The sequence below is a fragment of the Dehalococcoidales bacterium genome, assembly GCA_028716225.1.
Taxonomy (GTDB): domain Bacteria; phylum Chloroflexota; class Dehalococcoidia; order Dehalococcoidales; family UBA5760; genus UBA5760.
On sequence record JAQUQE010000002.1, the window covers coordinates 85,025 to 107,985 of the forward strand.

At 55.3% G+C, this 22,961-nt stretch carries 16 protein-coding genes and 1 other RNA gene; 9 read left to right on the forward strand and 8 right to left on the reverse strand.

Annotated elements, in window-relative coordinates; genetic code table 11:
- The first annotated feature begins 42 nt into the window (after window positions 1-42).
- From PHI12_01925 to PHI12_01940, 4 genes are all read left to right on the forward strand, one after another.
- Complete coding sequence (locus PHI12_01925) at window positions 43-4,020, forward strand: hypothetical protein (protein MDD5509560.1); 3,978 nt, start codon at window positions 43-45, stop codon at window positions 4,018-4,020.
- A gap of 126 nt (window positions 4,021-4,146) precedes the next feature.
- An RNA gene (gene rnpB / locus PHI12_01930) (RNase P RNA component class A) lies at window positions 4,147-4,494 on the forward strand.
- Between the two features lie 62 nt (window positions 4,495-4,556).
- A complete protein-coding gene (locus PHI12_01935; protein ID MDD5509561.1) occupies window positions 4,557-5,687 on the forward strand; it encodes a S41 family peptidase in 1,131 nt (376 codons plus the stop codon).
- 30 nt (window positions 5,688-5,717) lie between these two features.
- Complete coding sequence (locus tag PHI12_01940) at window positions 5,718-6,095, forward strand: metallopeptidase family protein (GenBank protein MDD5509562.1); 378 nt, start codon at window positions 5,718-5,720, stop codon at window positions 6,093-6,095.
- On the opposite strand, the gene PHI12_01945 is transcribed toward PHI12_01940, so the two are convergent.
- Entirely contained in the window at window positions 5,995-7,443 is a 1,449-nt protein-coding gene (locus PHI12_01945) for a tRNA uridine(34) 5-carboxymethylaminomethyl modification radical SAM/GNAT enzyme Elp3 (protein MDD5509563.1), read from the reverse strand. The two genes, PHI12_01940 and PHI12_01945, sit on opposite strands and share 101 nt — an antisense overlap.
- A 35-nt stretch (window positions 7,444-7,478) precedes the next feature.
- Between PHI12_01945 and PHI12_01950 the strand changes: the two genes are divergently transcribed.
- Both PHI12_01950 and PHI12_01955 read left to right on the forward strand, forming a co-directional pair.
- Window positions 7,479-8,132 carry a class I SAM-dependent methyltransferase gene (locus PHI12_01950; GenBank protein MDD5509564.1) on the forward strand — a complete coding sequence of 218 codons (654 nt, stop codon included), beginning with the start codon at window positions 7,479-7,481 and terminating at the stop codon, window positions 8,130-8,132.
- 64 nt (window positions 8,133-8,196) lie between these two features.
- Entirely contained in the window at window positions 8,197-8,688 is a 492-nt protein-coding gene (locus PHI12_01955) for a hypothetical protein (GenBank protein MDD5509565.1), read from the forward strand.
- Window positions 8,689-8,760: 72 nt separating this feature from the next.
- Here PHI12_01955 and fabG read toward each other — a convergent pair whose 3' ends face one another.
- The 7 genes from fabG to PHI12_01990 are packed head-to-tail and all read right to left on the reverse strand — an operon-like array spanning window position 8,761 to window position 13,724.
- On the reverse strand, window positions 8,761-9,516 hold the full coding sequence (gene fabG, locus PHI12_01960; GenBank protein ID MDD5509566.1) for a 3-oxoacyl-[acyl-carrier-protein] reductase: 756 nt from the start codon (window positions 9,514-9,516) through the stop codon (window positions 8,761-8,763).
- Between the two features lie 2 nt (window positions 9,517-9,518).
- Window positions 9,519-10,748: a beta-ketoacyl-[acyl-carrier-protein] synthase family protein gene (locus PHI12_01965; GenBank protein MDD5509567.1), complete on the reverse strand. Its 1,230-nt coding sequence runs from the start codon at window positions 10,746-10,748 to the stop codon at window positions 9,519-9,521.
- Between the two features lie 2 nt (window positions 10,749-10,750).
- The gene (locus tag PHI12_01970) at window positions 10,751-11,536 is read right to left on the reverse strand and encodes an SDR family oxidoreductase (protein ID MDD5509568.1); all 786 of its coding nucleotides are present in this window, start codon (window positions 11,534-11,536) and stop codon (window positions 10,751-10,753) included.
- Window positions 11,537-11,779, reverse strand: a complete 243-nt coding sequence (acpP, locus tag PHI12_01975) for an acyl carrier protein (protein MDD5509569.1) — start codon at window positions 11,777-11,779, stop codon at window positions 11,537-11,539. It lies immediately after the preceding gene.
- Between the two features lie 26 nt (window positions 11,780-11,805).
- The gene (gene plsX / locus PHI12_01980) at window positions 11,806-12,825 is read right to left on the reverse strand and encodes a phosphate acyltransferase PlsX (protein MDD5509570.1); all 1,020 of its coding nucleotides are present in this window, start codon (window positions 12,823-12,825) and stop codon (window positions 11,806-11,808) included.
- Window positions 12,826-12,857: 32 nt separating this feature from the next.
- On the reverse strand, window positions 12,858-13,283 hold the full coding sequence (locus tag PHI12_01985; GenBank protein ID MDD5509571.1) for a MaoC family dehydratase: 426 nt from the start codon (window positions 13,281-13,283) through the stop codon (window positions 12,858-12,860).
- A 24-nt stretch (window positions 13,284-13,307) separates the two neighbouring features.
- Complete coding sequence (locus PHI12_01990) at window positions 13,308-13,724, reverse strand: MaoC family dehydratase (GenBank protein MDD5509572.1); 417 nt, start codon at window positions 13,722-13,724, stop codon at window positions 13,308-13,310.
- Window positions 13,725-14,036: 312 nt separating this feature from the next.
- Between PHI12_01990 and PHI12_01995 the strand changes: the two genes are divergently transcribed.
- From PHI12_01995 to ruvB, 3 genes are all read left to right on the forward strand, one after another.
- Window positions 14,037-17,837, forward strand: coding sequence for a DNA-directed RNA polymerase subunit beta (locus PHI12_01995; protein MDD5509573.1), 3,801 nt, complete (start codon window positions 14,037-14,039; stop codon window positions 17,835-17,837).
- Window positions 17,830-21,717 carry a DNA-directed RNA polymerase subunit beta' gene (rpoC, locus tag PHI12_02000; protein MDD5509574.1) on the forward strand — a complete coding sequence of 1,296 codons (3,888 nt, stop codon included), beginning with the start codon at window positions 17,830-17,832 and terminating at the stop codon, window positions 21,715-21,717. Before PHI12_01995 ends, rpoC begins: the two co-directional genes overlap by 8 nt.
- A 152-nt stretch (window positions 21,718-21,869) precedes the next feature.
- Window positions 21,870-22,892: a Holliday junction branch migration DNA helicase RuvB gene (ruvB, locus tag PHI12_02005; protein ID MDD5509575.1), complete on the forward strand. Its 1,023-nt coding sequence runs from the start codon at window positions 21,870-21,872 to the stop codon at window positions 22,890-22,892.
- Window positions 22,893-22,961: the final 69 nt, after the last annotated feature.

Below are 22,961 nucleotides of genomic sequence, written 5' to 3' on the forward strand. Positions count from 1 at the left end.
TATATGGAGAAAGTAATCCTGAATATTAAGGAGTACGAATCAATGAAAACTAAGCTATTATCCAAGATTTTAGCCGTAGGGCTGGCCATCGGTCTCGTCTTTGCCCTGGGCGCTGCCGTAATACCGGCCGGCGAAGCCCAGGCCGACGAGATGGAGTGGGGCGAGGTCAACACGCCGAGCTGGGAGGACAACGTCATTGCCCCCGGCACCGACATCTTCGACTACGCCGTAGGTCCCGATGGCGAGACCATCTACGCCACCGGCGCCATAACCTCGGCCAACGTCGAAGATGAGAGCATCCACGGGCTGACCGGCGGATTCGAAATCGACACCGGCGAGGTAACCATAACGCGGATATCGGACTACGCTGCCGAGATCGAGGGCTGGCTGGAGGGCGACTCCTGCTACCTGATGGGCGATTTCACCATCTTTACCGCGATGGATATCTCCGGTGTCTCCGCCGCCGCCATCACCGGTGAAATCACCGTCGATCCCTACACCCTGTGCTACGATGAAGACGACCGGGCCGAGTTCAGCGGCATGCTCTACGACGACGGAGGCATGTTCACCGACAATTTCTACTTCGAGATTACCGACGGCGAGCTGGATGTCCAAGACTGGATACTGGATGGCTACGTAAACTGGGTACAGTATGACGAACCGGGCGGCGAAGAGATTGACAGTGGTACAGGCTTCGAATTAATGGGCATTTTCACCCAGCCCAGGGTCTGGAAGTCGACCGACGCCGGGGTGACCTGGGAAGACATCACCGCCACCGTTCAGGACGCCGTCAACCTGCCCGGCCCCTTCTTTATGCTCTCCTACGGCGGCATAGCAGTCGCTCCCGATGACGAGAACTGGCTGGCGCTGGGCGGGCTAATATTCGACCCCGAGTTCTTGATGGAATACGGCCCCCCGCATGTCTTCCGACCGGCTGTGGTCGCCTCTGAGGACGGCGGAGACGAATTCAGCTTTGCCGGCTATATGGAGGACGGCAGCGAGGACAGCTATCTGGCGTTCCTCTACGATATCGACGTCTCCCCCGAGGTGGATAATATCCACAACATCGCCGTTGCCGGCATCGCCACTAACGCCGGTCACGACGACATACTCTGGGGCTCGGTCTACCGGCTCGAGGCGGGCACCTGGCTTTCGGGGGCCTGGGAGGACACCGCCTTCTACGACGGCTGGGATGACTGGGACGAAAGTGGTGAGGACTGGGATGACCGCCCCATCTACAGCATCGCGGTAGTCGATGTCGAGTTCTCTCCAAACTTCGATATGGACGACACCATCGTCTGTATGACCTCCAACCTGGATTTTACTAACGGTGTGGAGCCGCTGCCCTACCTTCAAGAAGGCATCTGGGAGAGCGGCGGCGCCTGGAACGGCAAGGCCGGATTCTCCGACGCCGTCCAGATAACCGATGAAGGCAACGACCTGTACACCCTGCCCGGCATAAAGAGCATGGGCACAGCGCTGCCCGACGACTTCGACGGCACCGACCCGGGCGCCAACAACATCTACCTATACGTTGACGCCTTCGACACCGTCACCGAGGTGGTCGGCGGCTACGTCTTCATCTGCGAGGACGGCGCCCTGACCGGACGCTGCGGTCCGTCGGGAGACCCGCTGCTGGCCAGCATCGATGTTTACGGCGATGCCGATACCTGCAAGGCGATGGTCGGCGTCTACTGCGACTGGGATAACGGATTAGACGAGGACTGGGGACCGGAAAGGTTCGACTGCTGCCAGGGCGTGGCCGTCTACCACACCGTTGAGCTCGACGACTGCTGCCCGGAGTGGGAAGCCGCCTGCAAGGACCCCTCGGGGCCATATATGGCAGTAGTACAGTACAGTCCCGACGGTGAGAAGGCATTTGCCGCCACCACCGGCGCTATGGACATAGTGTGGAGTGCCATATGGTGGGCCGTCACCGAGGGACCGATTGACATATTCAACTACATCGATGATGAAAGCAGAATCTGGGGCGGCTACTGCGACGAGTCCGCCTTCTCGGTAAGCCTGGACGACGGCGTCTCCTTCAACCAGATCGGCTTAATCGACACCGATATCGACCACCTCTCCGATGTTGCCGTCTGCCCCGACTGCAGCGTGATCTACCTCTCCACCGTGAACGAGATGGAAGACTGGGGACCTTATTACGACGGATACTGCGACGTGGGGCAGGTTTGCGAGTGCGACTCCATCTGGAGGAGCTACGATAACGGCGACACCTGGGAGCGCATCTATCACGGTGACTGGTTATTTAAAGAATACATAGAGGATGACACCAATCTACTGCTCCGGTTACCCTGCGACGAACTCGAGGAGTGCTGCACCATCTACATGGGAATTCAGGGTACCCAGGAACTCTACTACAGCCGAGACTGCGGCCAGTGCTGGAACAAGGCAGTCAACCAGAAGCTGACCATCGAGGACTTCGCCGTGGAGAGCGAGAACATCGTCTACATCCTCGATGATGAAGGCTATGTCTCCACCTCGACACAGTACGGCCGGCGCCCGTCCGACGGGGTCGATACCGGAGTCGGCTCGGGCCACTCGATAACCTCCTGCTGCAAAGAGGGCTTCGTTATGGTCGGAGGTAATGGTGACGAGCCGGTGGCCTGGTCCGAGGACAGCGGCGAGACCTGGGAGCTTACCGATGACTTACCCGGAGATTCCGATGGCGGGGTTCACGTCGCCTGCGACCCCATTTGCGATAACATCATCTACGCTGCCGTAGCCGATAGTGATGCCGGGGTTGGCCTTATCTATCGCAGCGATATCACCGATGGCTCATGGACCGACATGAACGCCATGCCCGCCGACTACGACGGCATCGCCATCGGCAGGAGTGACGGCACCCTCTACGCCGTAACCGACAGTATTCGAGTAGACTCCGACGAGGAGTGCCTCTGCGAGCGTTTCGATGAAGATGGTGATGAAGAGTACAGCGGCGTGGCCCGCAACCTGACCCCCTGCGAGACCGACTGCTGCGGCACCGAGGACTGGGACTACCTGATCGCCGGGATTGAAGAAGATGAGGAAGACTTCGACATCGGGCCCAGCGCCCTCAAGATCTGCGGCTGTACTTCCATTGATACCAACTCCATACTCTGGGCAATCGACACCAATCATTATGAAGTATCCGACGCCTCCGAAGGCACCTTGTGGAGCTACGAGGACTGCGCCGCCAAGCGCGGCATTGTCCTGACCTCTCCTGAGGACGGGGCCATCGTATCCTGCGACGTCTGCGGAGACTGTGTAAGCGCTGCCCTCACCTTCGAGTGGGAGCGGATGTGCCTCGCCTGCAGCTACGACATCGAGATTATGGACGAGGACGGCAACGTCATCGCCGCTATAGAGGAACTGGAAATCAGCGGCGATCCGCCATCTCTCTACTGGGACGGTGAGGATTGCCCGAATGATTGTGCCATCGGCTGTCAGTCACCTCTGGAGTGCGGCCGCACCTACACCTGGCACGTTCGAGAGGCCAACACCGAGACCGACGAGTGCGTCCACAGCCCCTGGTCGGAGACCTGGAGCTTCACCATCGAGGCCTCTTCGGCTAACGCGGTCAAGCTGATCGCCCCCGAACAGGGTGCGGTAGTTGCCCAGCGCACCGGAGTCGGCTTCTCCTGGAGCAGCGTCTACGATGCCACCACCTACAGCTTCGTCCTCTCGGCAAGCCCCGACCTCTCCGGCGCCCTGGCCAGTGCTGATGTTCCCGGTACCGCCTACGCCTACTCGGGCACCCTGGACTACGAGACCACCTACTACTGGCAGGTAACCGCCTGGAAGGACGGCACCATGCTCTCCCAGAGCGATGTCGGCACCTTCGCCGTCGCTGCCGAGGAGATTATTCCCGAGCCGGCACAGCCAACACCGCCACCGGAAGTCAACATTCCTCCGGTCCAGAATGTAACCCCGACCTGGATGTATGTTGTATTCGCTATCGGCATTGCCCTGATCGTGGTGGTCATCGTCCTGATTGTCCGGAGCAGGAGGCCTTCCTAACTCCTAGCCTTTCCTGCCCCCGACTCTTAGAGACTAAAAGAGCCCCCCGAAATTCGGGGGGCTCTTCTTTTGCTTTATAATCGCTATTTGACTTCGGCATCACCCTGACATAGTATAGAAGCGGGTCAGGTAGACCGGGTGACCGCCGGCTCAGTGCGGGAGGAAAGTCCGAGCCCCGCCGGGCAGGATGCTGGGTAACACCCAGGAGGGGCAACCCTACGGCCAGTGCCACAGAAACATACCGCCCCCTTGCGGGGTAAGGGTGAAATGGCGAGGTAAGAGCTCACCAGCGGCCGGGTGACCGGCCGGCTGGGCAAACCCCATCCGGAGCAAGACCAAACAGAGGGACTTAAGGACGCCCGGCCTGTCCCCGGGTAGGTCGCTTGACCCTGATGGCAACATCAGGGCTAGATAGATGGTCACCGCTCCGATGATTTCGGAGTACAGAACTCGGCTTACAGGTCTGCCTGGCCTGCATTTTAAAAGCAGCACCCGCCCGATACTGCTCAAATACAATCTACCCGGAGATAAAAGCGATGAGAAAGATAAGAATGATTATTCCGGCACTGATCATGACCGTCCTGCTCCTTATGCCGGCGGCCGGCTGTGCCCTGATCACAGTCACGACCGGCCCTGAGCCGGACGCCATCAACGAGGCGTGGGATATCATCTTCGAGGACTATGTCGAAAAGGACAGCCTGGATGCCGATATACTGCGCCAGGGGGCAATCCGGGGAATGGTGGAGGCACTGGATGACCCCTATACCGCCTACCTGGATGCGGATGCCTACCAGTTGAGCTTAAGCGAACTCGAGGGCAAATTCGACGGCATCGGAGCTTCGGTAGCCAGGGAAAGCGACGGCAAAATTATCATCGTAGCGCCCTTCCCCGACTCACCGGCGGAAAAGGCAGGCATCCGGGCCAACGATGAAGTACTGGAGATCGACGGCAAGAGCGTCTCCGCAATGAGTCTGGTCGAGACGGTCCTCCTGGTACGCGGCCCGCAGGGGACGACGGTAACTCTGCTCATTCTCCACGAAGGCGAGACCGAACCGGTAGAGATAGAGGTAGTCCGGGATGAGATCGAAGTGACCAGCGTCCAATTCAGGATGATCGGGGATATCGCCTACATCAATATTACCGATTTTTCCGGTCGTACCGATGCCGAACTGCTGTCGGCGCTAACCAGCCTTATTCAAGGGAACGCCCGCGGCATCATACTGGACCTGCGCCGTAATCTGGGCGGCACGCTGACCGCGGTAGTCGATGTCGCCAGCCGCTTCATTCCCGATGGTGATGTCGTCAGCGTAGTAGACAGCCAGGGCAACCGGACCACCCGGCCGGTAGTAGAGCACGAAGTTACCACCGACCTGCCCATGGTCGTTCTGGTGGACAGCTACAGCGCCAGCGGCAGCGAGGTGCTGGCCGGAGCGCTGCAGGACTACGGCCGCGCCCCCATCGCCGGCAGCCAGACCTTCGGCAAAGGCAGCGTCAACATCCTGCGCCGCTTAAGCGACGGCTCGGGACTATATATCACCTTCGCCCGCTGGTATACCCCCAACGGACGCCTGATAGAGGGACAGGGAATAACCCCCGATTATCAAATCGAGACGGAAGGTGAAGAAATTATCGAGTGGGCGGTCGACTACCTTAAGAACGGCGGCTGAAGTCCGGGCCGGCCACGATGGAATAAGACTATGGACAGGTCGAGATTTGAGGAGCTGGTAGCGGAGGCGGTCTCCCGTCTGCCCGCCGATTTCTCCGACCGGTTGGAGAACATCGACGTGGTGGTCGAGGAGTGGCCGTCACGGAGGCAACTGGACAGCGTCAAGCTGAAGCGGGGGCACACGCTGCTGGGACTCTACCAGGGCATACCGCTGATCGGAAGGGGGCGGGGCTACGGGCTGGTGGCCCCGGATAAGATAACCATCTTCCAGAGTCCGATCGAGGCCGAGTGCCGGAACGAAGATGAAATCAGGGACACGATACAGAGGGTGGTGAGGCATGAGATAGCCCATCATTTCGGCACCGGGGAGGCGAGGCTGGCCCAGCTTGAGCACCGGGAAGAGCCCTGACCATATAGCTGCCCTGTGCCCGGTAGCCGAACTCGGCACGGTAGTACTCTCGAGCACCGACTCCACTTAAGACCGCCATCTGCTGCACTCCGAACTCGGCGGCGGCGATTCGCTCGGCCCCGGCAAGCAGGGCCCGGCCCAGACCGCGGTGCTGCGCCGCCTGCGGGCTGCGCTGTCCGAGCGGAATCTCCGGTCCGTAGACATGAAGCTCCCTGATTACGGCAGACCCCTGCCCTGATCTGTCCGCGAGTCCCACCCTCATCCGCAGCAGCCCGAAGAGGGTTTCATTATCATCCTCGAAGGACAGGAAGACCTCCCTGCCCCCGGAAGCAGAATAGTCCGTCCTTACCATGCGGGGCTCACCCGTCTCCCACCCGTCCCGGGCGCGGTGTCCGTACTCACGGCACCGGATGCAGCGGCACTCGATTCCCCACTCCTTCATACGCCGCCTGACTTCACTCCGCAGCGAGTCCTTCAAGCCGCCGACAATGAATTTAGCCGGAATATCACGGAGCACCCGGGAAATTCGAACGTATCCGGGCACGATCGACTTGATATCGACAATAAGGTTAATCATCGTCTCATCATCGTAGGGCAGATAGCGTCCCTGCCGGTACCACTGCTCCAGCTCGGTACCGGCTACCACCATGGTCGGATAGAGCTTCAAGCCGTCCGGTCTGAAGTCGGCATCGTTAAACAGCCTTCCCGCCATCTCCAGGTCGAGCTGCGGCGTCGAGCCGGGCAGTCCCGGCATCCAGTGGTAGTGCACCTTAAAACCGTAATCCTTGAGCAGTTTGGTGGCCCGGACGACATCGGAAACGGTGTGCCCCCTGTGGATAATACGGTAGATATCATCATCGAGGGCCTGGACACCGAGCTCCACCCTGGTGGTACCGAACTCCAGCATGCGGTCGGCCTCCTCGGGCCCGCACCAGTCGGGCCGGGTCTCGATACAGAGCCCGACACAGCGGCAGGCCGACTCTTCGTTAAGCCGCTGGGCTTCCTCAAGGGTGGCCGAGACCTCGCCGTTCAGGGCATCGAAGCAGTCCTTGACGAACCGGTACTGATACTCGACCGGAGCGGCCAGAAAGGTGCCCCCCATTACAATCAGCTCGATCTTATCGGTGGGATGTCCCATCGCGGAGAGCGTCCGCAGCCTCAGCCTGACCTGCTCCGCCGCATCATACCCGCAGTTTATCGCCCGCAGCACCGCCGGCGACTCGGGAGTATAGCTCTGGGGGACCTCCGGATAGGTAGGACAGCAGACGCACCGGCCGGGGCACTTCGCCGGCTGTGTCATCACCGCCAGCGGAGTAACTCCGGAGATTGTCCTGGTAGATTTTTTCATAGTATACTCATAACAAGTTTAGCAAATTACGGCTTATGGCAACAAACAGAGACGTTTTTGACCGGCTGGCGCCGGGCTGGTATAACTTCAGGCACTGGTCGATCTTTCCCGGCGAACTGGAAGCGCTGGCGAAGAGGTGGCAGCAGGGCAGTCTGCTTAATCTCGGCTGTGCCCACGGCCCCGACTTCCTCCCCTTCCGCAGCGGTTTCGATCTCTACGGCGTGGACTTTTCCCCCGGGATGATAAAGGGGGCGCAAAAATACTGCCGGAAATTCGACCTCACCGTAAACCTGTTGTTGGCCGACGTGGGCTGCCTCCCCTTCTCCGACCGGAGCTTCGACCGGGCCATCGCAATAGCCACCTACCACCATATCAAAGGGGAAAAAGAGCGGCAGAGGGCGTTCGACGAGCTGTGGCGGGTGCTTAAACCCGGCGCGGAAGCCTTTGTTACGGTATGGAACCGGTGGCAGCGCCGCTTCTGGTTCAAGCCGAAGGAGGTCGCCGTCCCCTGGCGGACCGGGGATAAGACACTACAGCGCTACTACTACCTGTTCTCCTACCCGGAGCTGGAGAAGCTAGCCCGCCGGGCCGGCTTCGAGGTGGTCGAGTCCTTTCCGGAAAGCTCATACCGGCACCGCTGCAAGTTCTTCTCCCGCAATATCTGCCTGCTGCTCAGGAAGGGCAACTAGACATATACCCGATAATCTGTTTTAATAAGACATTAAACATTGTTTTCAATCGAAGGAGTAGAATATGGATTTTTTCGGTGGCGAGGGAGGCAGCAGCCAGTGGACATTGATAATACCGCTGATCGCTCTGATCGTATTCAGTATTTTTATGCGGCGGCGTAAATCGGAGAACAGTCCGCAAGACATAGTCATGAGTCTTGTCAGCGACCTGCACAGCAACCAGAGAATCATAGAGCAGTTCAATTCCCAGATGCGGCCGACCAAGCTCAAGGTAGGCAGCTGGCAGAGGAACAGGGACAAGATCGGCTTTCTCGACGAAGCAACGCGCAGCAACGTGACCAACTTTTTCGGGATGGCGGAAGACTTTAACCTGCAGATGGATACCGCCAAAAGGTACAAGACGACCGGATATCTTTCCGGGATGAACACGGAAAGGATGAAAGAGCCGCTGGCCAAGAGCAGGGAGGGTCTCCAGGAATGGCTGAAGGTGAACATGCAGCAGATGGGACCCGGTGCCGGCCGTCAGGGATGTCTGCCCGGTATGGGCGGAGGGTAAAAGGAAAAAATTACGGACCGGTCTGACCCGGTCCGTATCATCTTGCTTTCCCCTGTAAAGAGATAACCCGTATTATGTAATGCCGCCGTCGATGGCAATGACCTGCCCGCTGATAAAAGCGGCCCGCTCGCTGGCCAGGAAAGCCACCAGTTCGGCCACCTCTTCCGGCTGACCGTATCGTTTCAGCGGCGTCATCTTAAGAATAGCCTCCCTTGCTTCTTGCGGCACTCTATCCGTCATCTCGGTAACAATAAAGCCCGGGGCAATGGCATTGGCAGTTATGTTAAGTGCACCCACCTCTTTAGCTACGGTCTTGGTAAAGGCGATAATACCCGCTTTTGAAGCCGCATAGTTCGCCTGCCCGACATTACCCATTATCCCGGCGATGGAAGCCATGCTGATAATACGCCCCCACCGCTGCCGCATCATAGCGCGCAGGGCAAACCGGGTACAGGTATAGGCCCCTCTGAGGTTGGTGTCGATAACGGCGTCCCACGCTTCATCGGACATCTTGAGCAACAGGGTATCACGGTTGATGCCGGCATTGTTGACCAGAATATCGATCCTCTCCCAGCGGCCGGTTACCTCATCCAACATGGCCTTGACAGCTTCGCTATCTCTAACATCGGCTTCAACGGCAAAGGCATCTCCACCCAGGTCCTTTATCTCCTTAACCACTGCCTCGGCAGCCTCTCTGGCTACGTCGTTAACGACCACCCTGGCACCCCGGCTGGCAAGCTTCAGGGCAATGGCTCTACCGATGCCTCGGGAAGCTCCGGTTACCAGCGCTACCTTACTTTCTAATTCCAGAGACGCATCGTTACACATTCTTAAGCCTCCTCAAACTTCTTAAAAACGAGACAGCAGTTCTGTCCGCCCAGCCCGAAGCTGTTTTTCAGGCAGGCATTTACCTGCACCCGGCGGGCCACATTAGGTACGTAGTCCAAATCGCACTCAGGGTCGGGAGTCTCGTAGTGTATTGTAGGTGGAATAATCCCGCGGCTGATGCTCATTACCACACCGATTGATTCAACCATACCACCGGCAGACAGCATATGACCGAACATGGACTTATTGGCAGTGACCGGTATCCGGTAGGCCCGTTCTCCGAAGACCATCTTGATGGCTTTTGTCTCGCTGGCATCGTTCAAACGGGTGCTGGTGCCGTGGGCATTGACACAGTCGATATCCTCCGGACCGAGCCCGGCATTCCGGATAGCGATTCTCATTGCCATCGCCTCGGTATCCGGCTGGGGAGCAGTGGTATCATAGGCATCAAAGGTCCAGCCGGCTCCGGCCAACTCGGCCAAAATCGGCGCACCCCTCTTCATAGCATGCGCGTAGCTCTCCAGTATCATTACTCCGGATCCTTCTCCATAAACAAAGCCGCTGCGGTTAAGATCAAAGGGACGGCAGGCCTTGTCCGGGTCCGGTTCCCGGCTCAGGGCACCTATCACACTGAGCGCGGCTATGGTCATCTCGTCAAGGGAAGCATCGGAGGTGGCGACAATCATTACGTCGGCATAGCCCAGACGGATGAAATTCAAGGCACACCCTATCGCATCGGCACCACTGGCACAGAGGCTGTTGACGCTGGTGCTGGGACCCTGTGCCCCGAACAGCATTCCCAGCTGCAGAGACACTATGCTGGGCGCTCCTTTGGTAAAGAACAACGGGTCGACCCGCCTCGGCCCCCGTTTGGCAAGGGTGTCGAAACCCTGGGCGACATACCGGTTTTCCTGCAAATTGGCACTGACAATACCCACCCGCTCCGGCTGCTCCTGCGCTATATCCAGTCCGGCCGAAGCCACCGCCTCTTTAGCCGCCGGGACAACGAGATGAATCGTCCTCGTCGTCCGCTCAACTGTTTTCGGCTCCATATATTTACCCGGGTCAAGGTCTTTTACCTCGGCAGCCACCTTGACCGGGTAGTCAGTAGCATCGAACTTTCGGATCAGGCCAACCCCTGATTTTCCCGCCGTCAGGTTTCCCCAGTACTCTTCGATATTCAGGCCGATGGGACAAACGGTGCCCACACCGGTAACTACTACTCGCTGCACTTTCAGTTCTCGCCTCCTTTACCCTTAAGATTAAGAGGGGTTAACGAAAAGCCTCCGTCAACGATAATCGTCTGACCCCTGATCATAAAAGACTCGCTGCCGCAGAGGAAAACCACTGCCCCGGCCATATCTTCAGGACTGACCATCCTGCCCGCCGGAGTTGTCTTCCAGAAAGCATCCTCGTCCTCTTTTCCCGCTCCCTCGGCGTAGGACAGCCCGACCTCGGTAGGCACAAATGAGGCTCCTACCGCATTAACACAGATATCCTTCGGAGCCAGCTCCACCGCCAGATAGCGCACCAGGGCCTCAAGGGTCGCCTTGGATACCCCTATGGCAGTGTAGCCGGGCCAGACCAGCTTCGAGCCCAGACTGGTGATGGCTACTATCTTACCACCCCTCCCCTCCATCAGCCCGGCCGCCCGCTGCGCACCGAGCAGAAACGCCCTGGCATTGATATCCATCGTCCAGCCCCAGACCTTGGCATCCAGGTCAAGGGCAGAACGGGGCAGACCGGAGGCAGCATTGCTGACGAATATGTCCAGCCGGCCAAAGCTGGCGGCAACGGTATCGAACATCTCATCGAGCTTCTCCGGCTCGCCGACATTGGCCCGGATGACACTGGCCTTTACGCCTAACTCTTCGATATCCCGGGCCGTTTGCTCGGCAGCCTCACGCCGGCGGAAGTAGTTGACAATAACATCGGCTCCCTCCCGGGCCAGCCTCAAGGCTATCGCCCTGCCAATGCCACGTGAGCTGCCGGTTACCAGGGCAACCTTACCTTTTAGCATCTATTTCTTCTCGGCTACGCGCGCCTCAACGAAGGAAACAAAATCGCCGAAATTCTTGAACTTCTGAGCCTCTTCATCAGGAATCTCGATGCCGAACTCATCTTCCAGGGCGACCAGCACCTGCACCATATCCAGAGAATCAGCCTTCATATCCTGGAAGGTAGACTCGGGGGTGAGAATTTTCCGGTCACAGTGCACGATCTTGACAATAATATCCTTGATGGTTTCTTCTGCAGCAGACATAATAACTCCTTCTCCTTATTAATATGTTAATTGGTATGTTCCAGCATCTTGCTCAACTCTGTTTTCAAGCAACTCACCACACCACGCTCTACCGCCAGCCTGGCCATTCCCAGCTTGGTGGTTACCTCAGCAGCCTGACTGTGACCATGGATCTTAACCACCACCCCGTCGATACCCCAGATGAGACCGCCGCCGACGCTGTCGGATGAGACCAGCGATTTCAGCAGGTTCTTGACCTTACCTTTAACCAGAAGCCCGACAAAGGGATGGCTCTTCATCTTGCTTTTGAAATAACCGCCCATAGCACCGACGGAGCTTTCGCAGAGCTTCATAAGAGCATTACCGACAAAGGCATCACAGACAATTACATTGGCGCCTCCGGTCAGAACGGCATTACCCTCGACATTGCCGATGAAATTCAAGCCGCTCCCTTGCAAGAGAGGATAGGCCTCCCTGACCACTGTATTACCCTTGCCCTCCTCTCTGCCAACATTCAACAGCCCTACCGTAGGATTGGGAATATCCAGAAATATTCTAGCATAAACAGTACCTATGATGGCAAAGGTAAGCAGGTGCTGCGGTTTACAGTCTATATTGACACCGAGGTCGAACAGCGCCGTCTTCGGAGCAAGGCCGCTTAAGACTCCACCGATGACCGGGCGAGCTATCCCCTCTATCATACCGAGATACTGTATAGCACTGGCAATCAGTGAACCGGTAGCGGTAGCACCGAGCAGACCGTCGGCCTCACCGTCTCTTACCAACCTGGCCGCCACCGCAATCGAGGAACGGGGATTACGGCGCACTGACAGGGCCGGATTCTCTTCCTCCTTGATGAAATTATCGGCATTAACACAGCTAATCGGTAGACCGGAAATACTATACTTAGCCAGCTCCGCTTCCAGGATATTGAGAGGGCCAACCAGTACCGGCTCGACATCCCCCCTCTGAGCAGCAGCCACGGCACCCTTCACTATCTCCTCAGGGGCATAATCACCACCCATTGCATCAACGGCTATCTTTACTCTACGTCCGGTATCAGTCATCAAGAGTTCCCTTCTCATCAACCCTGGCAATGCTACTGAAGCTTAACCACCGCCTCACCGGTAATTATCACCTCACCCTTCTGGTTGCAGCATTCCAGACTGCAATGGGCATACGGGACTCCATCTCTATCCTCGATGGCGTCAACCTTCCCGCTGGTGGTTATGGTAGCCTCAGGCCGGGCGGCCGCTTTGAAGCGAACGGAAAGCCGTCCCCCCTCAAGCCAGCTCCGTCCGAACGCCCTGGTCATCATCTCCGAAGCGTAAGCCAGAATGAGCATACCGTGAGCTATGGTCCCGCCGAGCGGGGTCGCTGCGGCAAAGGCTTCATCAATATGAATGGGGTTAAAATCACCGCTGGCCTCAGCATAAAGATTAATCTCACGCTGAGTGACACGCTTGACCACCACAGGAAGACTTGAACCTTGATGGAAGTCTGCTGGTCTTGGTATCTCGAACAAAGCAGGTACTCCTCCCCTATTTTCTTAGTTTGGTATGGCTATAGTAGCTTTTCCGGTCAGAACCTCTTGCTCATCTTGATTCAGAGCGCTTATTTCAATCGACATTAGATTTAACCTGCCACGCTCCAACCGATGGGCTATCTTTCCACCGCAGCTTATGGTAGACCCCACGGGTACTATTCCAAGAAACTCAAGCTCCTGAGAGGCGTGTATCGAGCCCGGAGGTACTGCAAAAGACTGCGACAGTGCCGTTATAGCACAAGCCGCTATAGCCAGGGGAGGGACTATCCCTGCCTTTAAGAAATCCTGCTGATCGCCGACTGCGCCCAGGTATTTGGCAATAATCGATTCCGTCAGTTCATAGCTAACCGATGGGAACTGGTAACCTATCGGTAGATCCTTCAAACTCGCCGGCGAACTGCTATTTTCTTTGTTTTCCATCTCAAAACATCCTGTCAATTCGGAAAGAGGCCGGTGCAGAACAGGCATAATGCCAATAGAAAATATCTCTGTAAATATAAACTACATCCATCCTGAATGTCAAGCAGCTGTAGCTGCTGAATACACCGGCAATATTTTAACGGAAAAGTTGACATATAAAAATAATAGTAGTAGTATTAGAATTTGTACTATGCCTCTTAAATCTTATCTTTTATATCATTCCTCAACATGCCTTTGGCCTTATTGTGTCTTGTTTTAGTGCGATAGTAATACAGAAAATCTATCGTGTCTGTTTAAGGAGTAGGACTAAATATGGTTTTTACGTCAACAAACACCGTGAAGAAAAGCTCTCCTGTACCCAGAAAATCCTATGCCAGATTACCACAGATACTGGAAGTCCCCAATCTAATCGAGGTCCAATTAAGGTCGTTCCGCTGGCTGCAAGAAGAGGGACTGAAGCAGTTGCTGGAGGAGATATCCCCCATCGAGGACTTTACCGGCAACAGACTGAGACTGGACTTTGTCAGCTACGAATTCCGCCCCCCCCGACACTCCGAACAGGAGTGCCGCAACCGCGACCTAACCTACTCAACCCCCATTTACGTCAAGGCAAAACTACTTATTAAAAGCACCGGTGAAATCAAGGAAGAATCGCTATTCTTCGGCAGCATTCCCTTAATGACAGAAAAAGGCACCTTCATTACCAGCGGGGCGGAACGGGTGGTGGTAAGCCAGCTGCTCCGCTCGCCCGGCGTCTCCTTTACGCTCCAGGAAGATGCCTCAAGCGGCCGCAGCCTGTGCCATGCCAAGCTGATTCCCACCCACGGCGCATGGCTGGAGCTTGATACCAGTAATCGGGATGTTATTTCCGTCAAGATAGACGGTAAACGCAAAATTCCGATCACGACACTGCTACGTGCTATCGGCTACAGCAGCGATGAAGAACTTTTCGAGCTTTTCGTTAAAGAGGACAACTCAACGCAACACCAGTACATCCGGTCAACCATCGAACGGGACCGTTTAATCAACAATACCACCGACGCTCTGCTTGACATCTATAAAAGACTGAGACCCGGCGATCCTCTTACTACCGAGAATGCGCAGAGACTGATAAAAAACCTCTTCTTTGACTCTCAGCGCTACGACCTGGGGGAAGTCGGACGCTATAAGCTCAATAAACGGCTGGAACTTGACGAGACTAAAGACCTGCGAGTCCTAGATAAAGAAGACATCGTCAACATCATAAGACGCATGATTATGATCAATAACGGTGATGATGTCGCCAGCGATATTGACCATCTGGGCAACCGGAGGGTATGCACCGTCGGCGAGCTTATTCGAAACCAGCTCCGCATCGGTATGCTGCGCCTGGAGCGGATAGTTAAGGAACGGATGAGTATTCTAACCTCAGAAGCAGTAACTCCCAGTACGCTGGTCAACGCCCGTCCCATAGCAGCAACCATCAGGGAGTTCTTCGGCAGTTCACAACTATCCCAATTCATGGATCAGACCAATCCGCTGGCTGAAATAACTCATAAACGCCGCCTGTCAGCCATGGGGCCGGGAGGCCTATCCCGGGAGCGGGCCGGCTTTGAGGTTCGTGACGTCCACTTTTCACACTATGGCAGAATCTGCCCTATTGAAACCCCCGAGGGACCGAATATCGGCCTTATCGGCTCTTTGTCTATCTACAGCCGTATTAACCAGCATGGCTTCATCGAAACTCCGTACCGGCGTGTCATCAACGAGATGAGCAATAAGGATAAAGGCCTTAAGGGTAAGACGGCACGTGAAGCCGTGGCTGACGACCAGGACAACACAATAATCAAAGCCGGCAGCGTAATCACCGATGCCGCCGCCCGTCAGTTGTCCAAGCTGTCGACCAGAAAGATAAAGGTAGTGCCGTTTGTATCTAACGAGATTGTTTATCTCACTGCGGATGAGGAGGACAAATATGCCATTGCGCAGGCAAACGCCAGACTTGACTCGCGTAACCAGTTCGTAGACGACCAGGTTGAGGCAAGGCTGGCTGAGCGCTACATAGTGACCGCACCCGAAGAGATCGGATTTGCGGATGTATCATCGAAGCAGGTATTCAGCGTCGCCACAGCACTGATCCCATTCCTTGAGCATAACGATGCTAACCGTGCCCTGATGGGCTCCAACATGCAGCGGCAGGCAGTACCCCTGCTCCGCCCCGAGGCCCCCCTGGTAGCTACCGGAATGGAGGTCGAAGCCGCCAGATACAGCGGCGAGGTCTTCCTGACCCAGAATCCCGGCGAGGTAACCTCGGCTACCGGATCACAGATAGTCGTTACTAAAGATGACGGGGAGCAGGATGTATACCCTCTTATGAAATTTGTGCGTACCAACCAGGGCACCTGCATTAACCAGCACCCGGTGGTCGATAGAGGCGACCGGGTAGAAACAGGACAGGTTATTACCGATAGCTCAGGCACCGACAGCGGCGAGCTGGCTCTCGGTCAGAATATCCTGTGCGCCTTCATGAGCTGGGAGGGCTATAACTATGAGGATGCCATTATTATCAGCAGTCGACTGGTTGAGGCGGATAAGTTTACCTCTATCCACATCTCCAAGCACGAGATTGAAGCCAGGACCACTAAATTAGGACCCGAAGAAATCACCCGGGATATTCCAAATGTCGGTGAAGAGAGCCTCCGCAATCTCGATGAAACAGGCATTATTCGAATCGGCGCCGACGTCGGTCCCGGCGATATAATGGTCGGTAAAATCACGCCAAAGGGTGAAACCGAGCTGTCTGCCGAAGAGAAGCTGCTACGGGCCATTTTTGGCGAGAAGGCCCGGGAGGTAAAGGACACCTCGCTAAGGATGCCTCACGGTGGGTGGGGTAAGATAATCAAAGTAAAGAAATTCGACAGTAGTAAAGGGGATGACCTGCCCGCCGGGGTCAACCAGTGGGTACAGATATGGGTTGCGCAAAAACGGAAGGTATCGGTAGGAGACAAGCTGGCCGGAAGGCACGGCAACAAAGGAGTCGTCTCCATCATAGCACCCGCTGAGGATATGCCTTTCCTACCCGACGGGACACCGGTAGATATGATTCTCAACCCGATCGGCGTGCCGTCGCGAATGAATTTAGGCCAGATCCTAGAAACTCACCTCGGTTGGGCCGCCCAAACACTGGGCATCAAGGTACTTACTCCGGTCTTCGACGGCGCCGACGATTCTGATATCGAGGATGAACTATCCAGAGCCTGGCTGGCCCGAAAGGCCAGAGCGGTAGATAATACCACCGGTAGTAAAAACCCGACTATACAAATAGAAAAAGCTAAGGAATGGGTTAGCAGTCAGGGCTATGATGGAGAGAAAGCCTTCAGCGATGATTATCCCGGTGAGGCAAAGGAAATCTGCCTACGCCTATGGCTCGAAGACCTGAAGATACCCAGTCGCGACCTTAACCGGGAAGAACTCGCACAGACTGTGGAAAGAGTGAGCGTCGAGCGGAACCTCGCTGCCCCTGTTCAAGGGAAGGTTGAGCTTCGCGACGGGCATACCGGAGAACCTTTCGACCAACCGATCACCGTGGGCAACATCTATATGATAAAGCTGAACCACCTGGTCGAAGATAAGGTCCACGCCCGTTCTACCGGCCCCTACTCCTTGATCAGCCAGCAACCCCTGGGTGGTAAGGCACAATTTGGTGGACAGCGGTTCGGCGAAATGGAGGTCTGGGCACTGGAAGCCTACGGCGCCGCGCATAACCTTCAGGAAATTCTAACCAACAAGTCAGACGATGTCAGTGGTCGAGCCAAGACCTACGAGGCTATTGTCAAGAACGAAGACTTTATCCAATCGGGGGTACCGGAATCCTTTAAGGTCCTGATTATGGAACTGCGCAGCCTCGGGCTTGCTGTCGAGGTAATCAGTGAGGAAGAGGAAAAGGCAAACATCCCCGAGGAAACCGGGGTAGCCTCAGCACCGGTCGCCGAGCTCAAAGCTGAAGCGCCCGTTGAAGCAGAAAAAGAAGCAGCCTTGCCCGAGGAAAATATAGAATCTCCCACCGGAGAAGCGGTTATATCCGATGAGACTACGGATCCCACCGAAAAAGAGGTGAAAGAAGATAATGCTTGAAGTTAATGATTTTGATGCCGTCCGTATTTCTCTCGCTTCACCAGAGCAGATCAGGAGCTGGTCATATGGTGAAGTGACCAAGCCGGAAACTATCAACTACCGTACTCTCAAGCCGGAAAGAGATGGACTTTTCTGCGAAAAGATATTCGGCCCGACTAAGGACTTCGAGTGCTTCTGCGGTAAATACAAGAAGATACGCTACAAAGGAGTAATTTGCGACAAGTGCGGCGTTGAGGTAGCACGGTCTAAAGTACGCCGGGAACGGATGGGGCATATCGAGCTGGCCAGTCCGGCCAGCCATATCTGGTTTGCCAAGGGAATCCCCAGTCGGATGGGACTTTTGCTCGGGCTGTCGCCACGAAGTCTGGAGCGTGTCCTGTATTTCTCGCACTATATAATAACTTCGATAGACGAAGAAGCACGTCAGAGAGCGATTGAAGAACTTAAAGAGAAAAACTCCCAGGAAATAGCGGAGCGTAAAAATGTCTTAGAGGCCAAAATCACCGAGACGGAGCAGTCAGGGGCAACGGTGGAGGAGATAAATCAGCTCCGGCGCGACTGGACCGACGAAAAGGTCCAGCTTGAAGAGCATTCCGCCAGCGATATTGAGCAACTGGAAGACCTGCGTAAGCACACACTGCTCAATGAGAACCGCTACCAGGAACTGAAACAGAAGTTCGGCGACATTTTTGAGGCCGGGATGGGAGCCGAGGCTATTCTCCATATTCTCAAAGAAATTGACCTTGAGGAAACACACAATGCTCTAATTCAGGAGACCCGCCTATCTTCAGGACAACGCCGCAGGAAGGCAAGCAAGCAGCTACAGGTAGTGGAAACCTTCCGCCGTAGCGGCAATAAACCCGAATGGATGATTCTCACGGTGCTGCCGGTACTGCCACCAGACCTCAGACCTATGGTCCAGCTCGACGGAGACAGGTTCGCTACCAGTGGCCTTAATGACCTGTACCGCCGGGTGATTAACCGCAATAACCGTCTGCGTCATCTGCTAGAGATAGGTGCCCCAGATATTATCATCCGCAACGAAAAACGAATGCTTCAGGAAGCGGTCGACTCTCTTATCGACAACGAGAAGGGAGGAGGACGAGCTGTCTCCTTCAGCGGTAACCATAAACTAAAGTCACTATCGGACATGCTTAGAGGCAAGCAGGGACGGTTTCGCCAAAATCTTCTGGGTAAACGGGTTGACTATAGCGGACGTTCGGTCATCGTTGTCGGCCCGGAGCTTAAGCTCCACCAATGCGGTCTGCCCAGAAGGATGGCCCTGGAGCTATTCAAACCGTTTATTGTGCATCGATTGATGGAACGTGGACTTGCCTTCAGTGACAAGAGCGCCCGCCGGCTGGTGGCAAGGGCCAATCCCGAGGTATACGATATCCTGGAAGAGGTTATTAAGGAACGTCCGGTGTTACTAAACCGGGCCCCTACCCTCCACCGGCTCGGCATTCAGGCTTTTGAGCCGGTACTTATCGACGGCAGCGCCATACAACTCCATCCCATGGTATGCTCAACCTTCAACGCCGACTTTGACGGCGATCAGATGGCGGTCCATCTACCTCTATCCAAAGCTGCGGTTAAAGAAGCCAGAGAGCTAATGCTCAGCATCCACAATATGCTGCTGCCAAGCTGCGGAGAGCCAATCGTAATCCCGACTCTGGATATGGTCCTCGGCTGCTACTACCTGACCACCATCAAACCAAGCGCCAAGGGGGAAGGTAAGATCTTCGGCAGTTTGGAAGAGGCCAGACTTGCCTATGATATCGATGCTATTGACCTCAGGGCTGAGGTCGAAGTCAGGATTACCGGGCAAGACCAGAGGATTAAGACCAGTGCCGGCCGTATCATATTCAACGAGGTGCTGCCCCAGCAACTACGTGATTACAACAAGGTAATCGATAAATCAACCTCGAAGCAAATAGTAGACAGTTGCTATAAGCTGCTGAGCAGCCAGGAAATGGCAATAGTACTGGACAATCTGAAGCAATTGGGCTTCCGGTATGCTACTAAGTCAGGAACTACTATCGGCATGAGCGACGTCAAAATTCCAGAGGCCAAAGCAAGATTGATAAAAGACGCCGAGGAAAAAACGGCCGCTATCAAAGAGCAATATAACCGTGGGGTAATCACCGAAGACGAAAGTTATAATGGTGTTATCGGTGTGTGGATGGAAACCACCGACCTGATTACAGAGGCTATCTCCAATTCTCTCGACCGCTACGGCAGCATCTATATGATGTCAACATCAGGGGCCAAGGGTAATATTTCTCAGATCAGGCAGATGGCAGGCATGCGGGGCTTGATGACCAATCCTTCGGGTAAGATCATCGATTTTCCCATTAAGGCCAGCCTGCGTGAAGGGCTTAATGTTCTGGAGTACTTTATCTCTACTCATGGCGCTCGTAAAGGACTGGCGGATACCGCACTAAGAACATCGGAGAGCGGTTACCTGACCAGACGTCTCGTTGACGTCGCTCAGGATACCATCATCCGCCAGGAAGACTGCGGCACCCTGGATGGAATATGGATATCCGAACCTCAAAAAGGTGAAATTCTACCGCCACTCGCTAAACGAATAACCGGCCGTCTGGCTGCCAGTAAAGTGGTTGACCCGCAGACAAATGAAACCATCGTTGACCGTAATGAAGAAATCGATGACGATAAGGCGAAGAAGATTATTGATGCCGGGCTGACCAAGGTTCACGTCAGGTCTCCGCTCTCCTGTCAGTCAAGGCAAGGCACCTGCCAGCGATGCTATGGCTGGGACCTTTCCTGCGGCAAGCTGATCAAGCTAAACACGGCGGTAGGCATAATTGCCGCCCAGAGCATCGGCGAACCGGGTACCCAGTTAACTCTACGCACCTTTCACACCGGCGGCGTCGTCGGACTGGACATCACCACCGGTCTGCCCAGGATCGAAGAACTATTCGAAGGCAGAACGCCCAAGGCCCAGGCCATCATCTCAGAGATAGACGGCACAGCTGAAATAGTGGATGATGAAGAGGGGAGAAGAATCAAGATCGTCAGCTCCGAGGTATTCTATGATGAATACACACCACCCGCCGGTTGGCTGCTCCTGACGCAGGATAAAGCTTGGGTGGACGTCGGTACGCCACTGGCTTGCCCACCTCAGTCTGATGAAAACTCGCCACAGGAGCAATCACTCGCCGCTGAAAATCAACAAATACTGGCCCGTGTCAGCGGTGAGGTCACCATTCAAGGGGAAAAGATACTGATAAGGTATGAGGATAATGAGGTACGGGAATACTCCATTCCCCCAGCCACCCATATCCGTGTCCAAAACGGTGACAGAGTACAGGCCGGAGACCGTTTGACCGACGGCTCTATTGACCCACAGGACATTCTTCATATTTCCGGGAAAGAGGCCGTCCAGCGTTACCTAGTGGACGAAGTACAAAAGGTATACCGATCACAAGGGGTAAACATAAACGACAAGCACATCGAGGTTATCGTCCGCCAGATGCTGACCAAGGTTTATATTGATTCATCAGGAGACACCGGATTGGTAATAGGAGAGCTGTTAGACAAGTTCGATTACGAGGATATTAACGCTAAGGTTCTTGCCGAGGGCGGGGAGCCAGCCACTGCCCACATTGTCTTAATGGGAATAACCCGCGCTTCACTGAATACTGACAGCTGGTTAGCCGCGGCCTCCTTCCAGGAGACTACCAAGGTGCTTACCGAAGCAGCCGTGGCCGGCAAGGTGGATAAACTTAACGGGCTCAAGGAGAATGTCATCATCGGGAAGTTAATACCGGCCTGCCATTCAATTACTGAGGGTAATCCAGAGCTAACAGCCGGTAGAGAGAACGAAGGCGAAGAGTTAAGGGAGCTGGCTATCTGAAGCCCGCGATACAAGCTAATCTCTACTACAAGTTGAAACCGCCCCGATCAGGTCGGGGCGGTTTTTTATCAACAGACACCGGCCAGCAAATGCACCGCTCGTGAAAAGTTGTGGTATAATGACCTAAACGAGGATCAAGGGAGGAGAATACTATCAGTCGGGTTATATCAGGCAAACTCAGTGCTGACGACACATCACTTGACAACAGCTTGAGACCACGGCAGCTAACTGGCTTCATCGGTCAAACTAAGGTCAAGGAAAACCTGAAGATAGCTATCACCGCCGCTAAGAACAGGGGTGAAGCGCTCGATCACATACTGCTCTACGGCCCCCCGGGGCTAGGTAAGACTACCATGGCCCACATCATAGCCAGTGAGGTAGGGGTCAACATAAAGATTACCTCCGGCCCGGCAGTAGAACGCACCGGGGACCTGGCAGCAATTCTGACCAACCTGCGCAGCCAGGATATACTCTTTATCGACGAGATTCACCGTCTCAACCGAACGGTTGAGGAAATACTGTACCCGGCTATGGAGGACTTCGCCCTGGATATCATCATCGGTAAGGGCCCCGGTGCTAAAAACCTGAGGATAAATCTACCTGACTTCACCCTGATCGGTGCTACGACCCGTTTTGCCCTGCTCAGCCCACCACTGAGAGACCGATTTGGTGCTGTCTATCGACTCGATTTTTATGACCGCACCTCTATTGAAGAAATCTTGAAACGCTCAGCACGGATTCTTCAAATAGAGGTTGAGGACAAAGGAATAACAGAGATAGCCCGCCGGGCCAGGGGCACCCCCCGCGTCGCTAACCGGTTGCTCAAACGAGTAAGAGACTACGCTCAGGTAATGGCCGACGGGCTGATTACCCAGCCAGTGGCAGTCGAGGCACTGGGTAAGCTGGAGGTAGACCCCATCGGCCTCGATGAAATCGACCATAAGGTCCTCAGCACTATCATCGACAAATTCAACGGTGGTCCGGTGGGACTGGACACTATTGCCGCCTCAGTCAGCGAGGAAGCCGACACCATTATGGATGTCTACGAGCCTTATCTGATGCAACTGGGCTTCCTGGACCGGACTCCCCGGGGCCGGCTGGCCACCAGACTAGCCTACGAACACCTCAAACGGCCCTACAACAAGGGGAAACCACCTCAACCAACCCTGCTCTAAATCAGGGCAGGGCCAAAGATGAGGGGAACCCTCCAAGCAGGATTCCCCCAGAATCTTCACCCTTCCCCG

Bases quoted from the DNA above. Each gene is read 5' to 3' on its own strand.
- plsX (MDD5509570.1), bottom strand. From the start codon at position 12,825: ATGACTGATACCGGACGTAGAGTAAAGATAGCCGTTGATGCAATGGGT.
- PHI12_01955 (MDD5509565.1), top strand. From the start codon at position 8,197: ATGGATTTTTTCGGTGGCGAGGGAGGCAGCAGCCAGTGGACATTGATA.
- PHI12_01925 (MDD5509560.1), top strand. From the start codon at position 43: ATGAAAACTAAGCTATTATCCAAGATTTTAGCCGTAGGGCTGGCCATC.
- PHI12_01990 (MDD5509572.1), bottom strand. From the start codon at position 13,724: ATGGAAAACAAAGAAAATAGCAGTTCGCCGGCGAGTTTGAAGGATCTA.
- PHI12_01970 (MDD5509568.1), bottom strand. From the start codon at position 11,536: ATGCTAAAAGGTAAGGTTGCCCTGGTAACCGGCAGCTCACGTGGCATT.
- PHI12_01935 (MDD5509561.1), top strand. From the start codon at position 4,557: ATGAGAAAGATAAGAATGATTATTCCGGCACTGATCATGACCGTCCTG.
- PHI12_01995 (MDD5509573.1), top strand. From the start codon at position 14,037: ATGGTTTTTACGTCAACAAACACCGTGAAGAAAAGCTCTCCTGTACCC.
- PHI12_01940 (MDD5509562.1), top strand. From the start codon at position 5,718: ATGGACAGGTCGAGATTTGAGGAGCTGGTAGCGGAGGCGGTCTCCCGT.
- PHI12_01950 (MDD5509564.1), top strand. From the start codon at position 7,479: ATGGCAACAAACAGAGACGTTTTTGACCGGCTGGCGCCGGGCTGGTAT.
- fabG (MDD5509566.1), bottom strand. From the start codon at position 9,516: ATGTGTAACGATGCGTCTCTGGAATTAGAAAGTAAGGTAGCGCTGGTA.
- PHI12_01945 (MDD5509563.1), bottom strand. From the start codon at position 7,443: ATGAAAAAATCTACCAGGACAATCTCCGGAGTTACTCCGCTGGCGGTG.
- rpoC (MDD5509574.1), top strand. From the start codon at position 17,830: ATGCTTGAAGTTAATGATTTTGATGCCGTCCGTATTTCTCTCGCTTCA.
- acpP (MDD5509569.1), bottom strand. From the start codon at position 11,779: ATGTCTGCTGCAGAAGAAACCATCAAGGATATTATTGTCAAGATCGTG.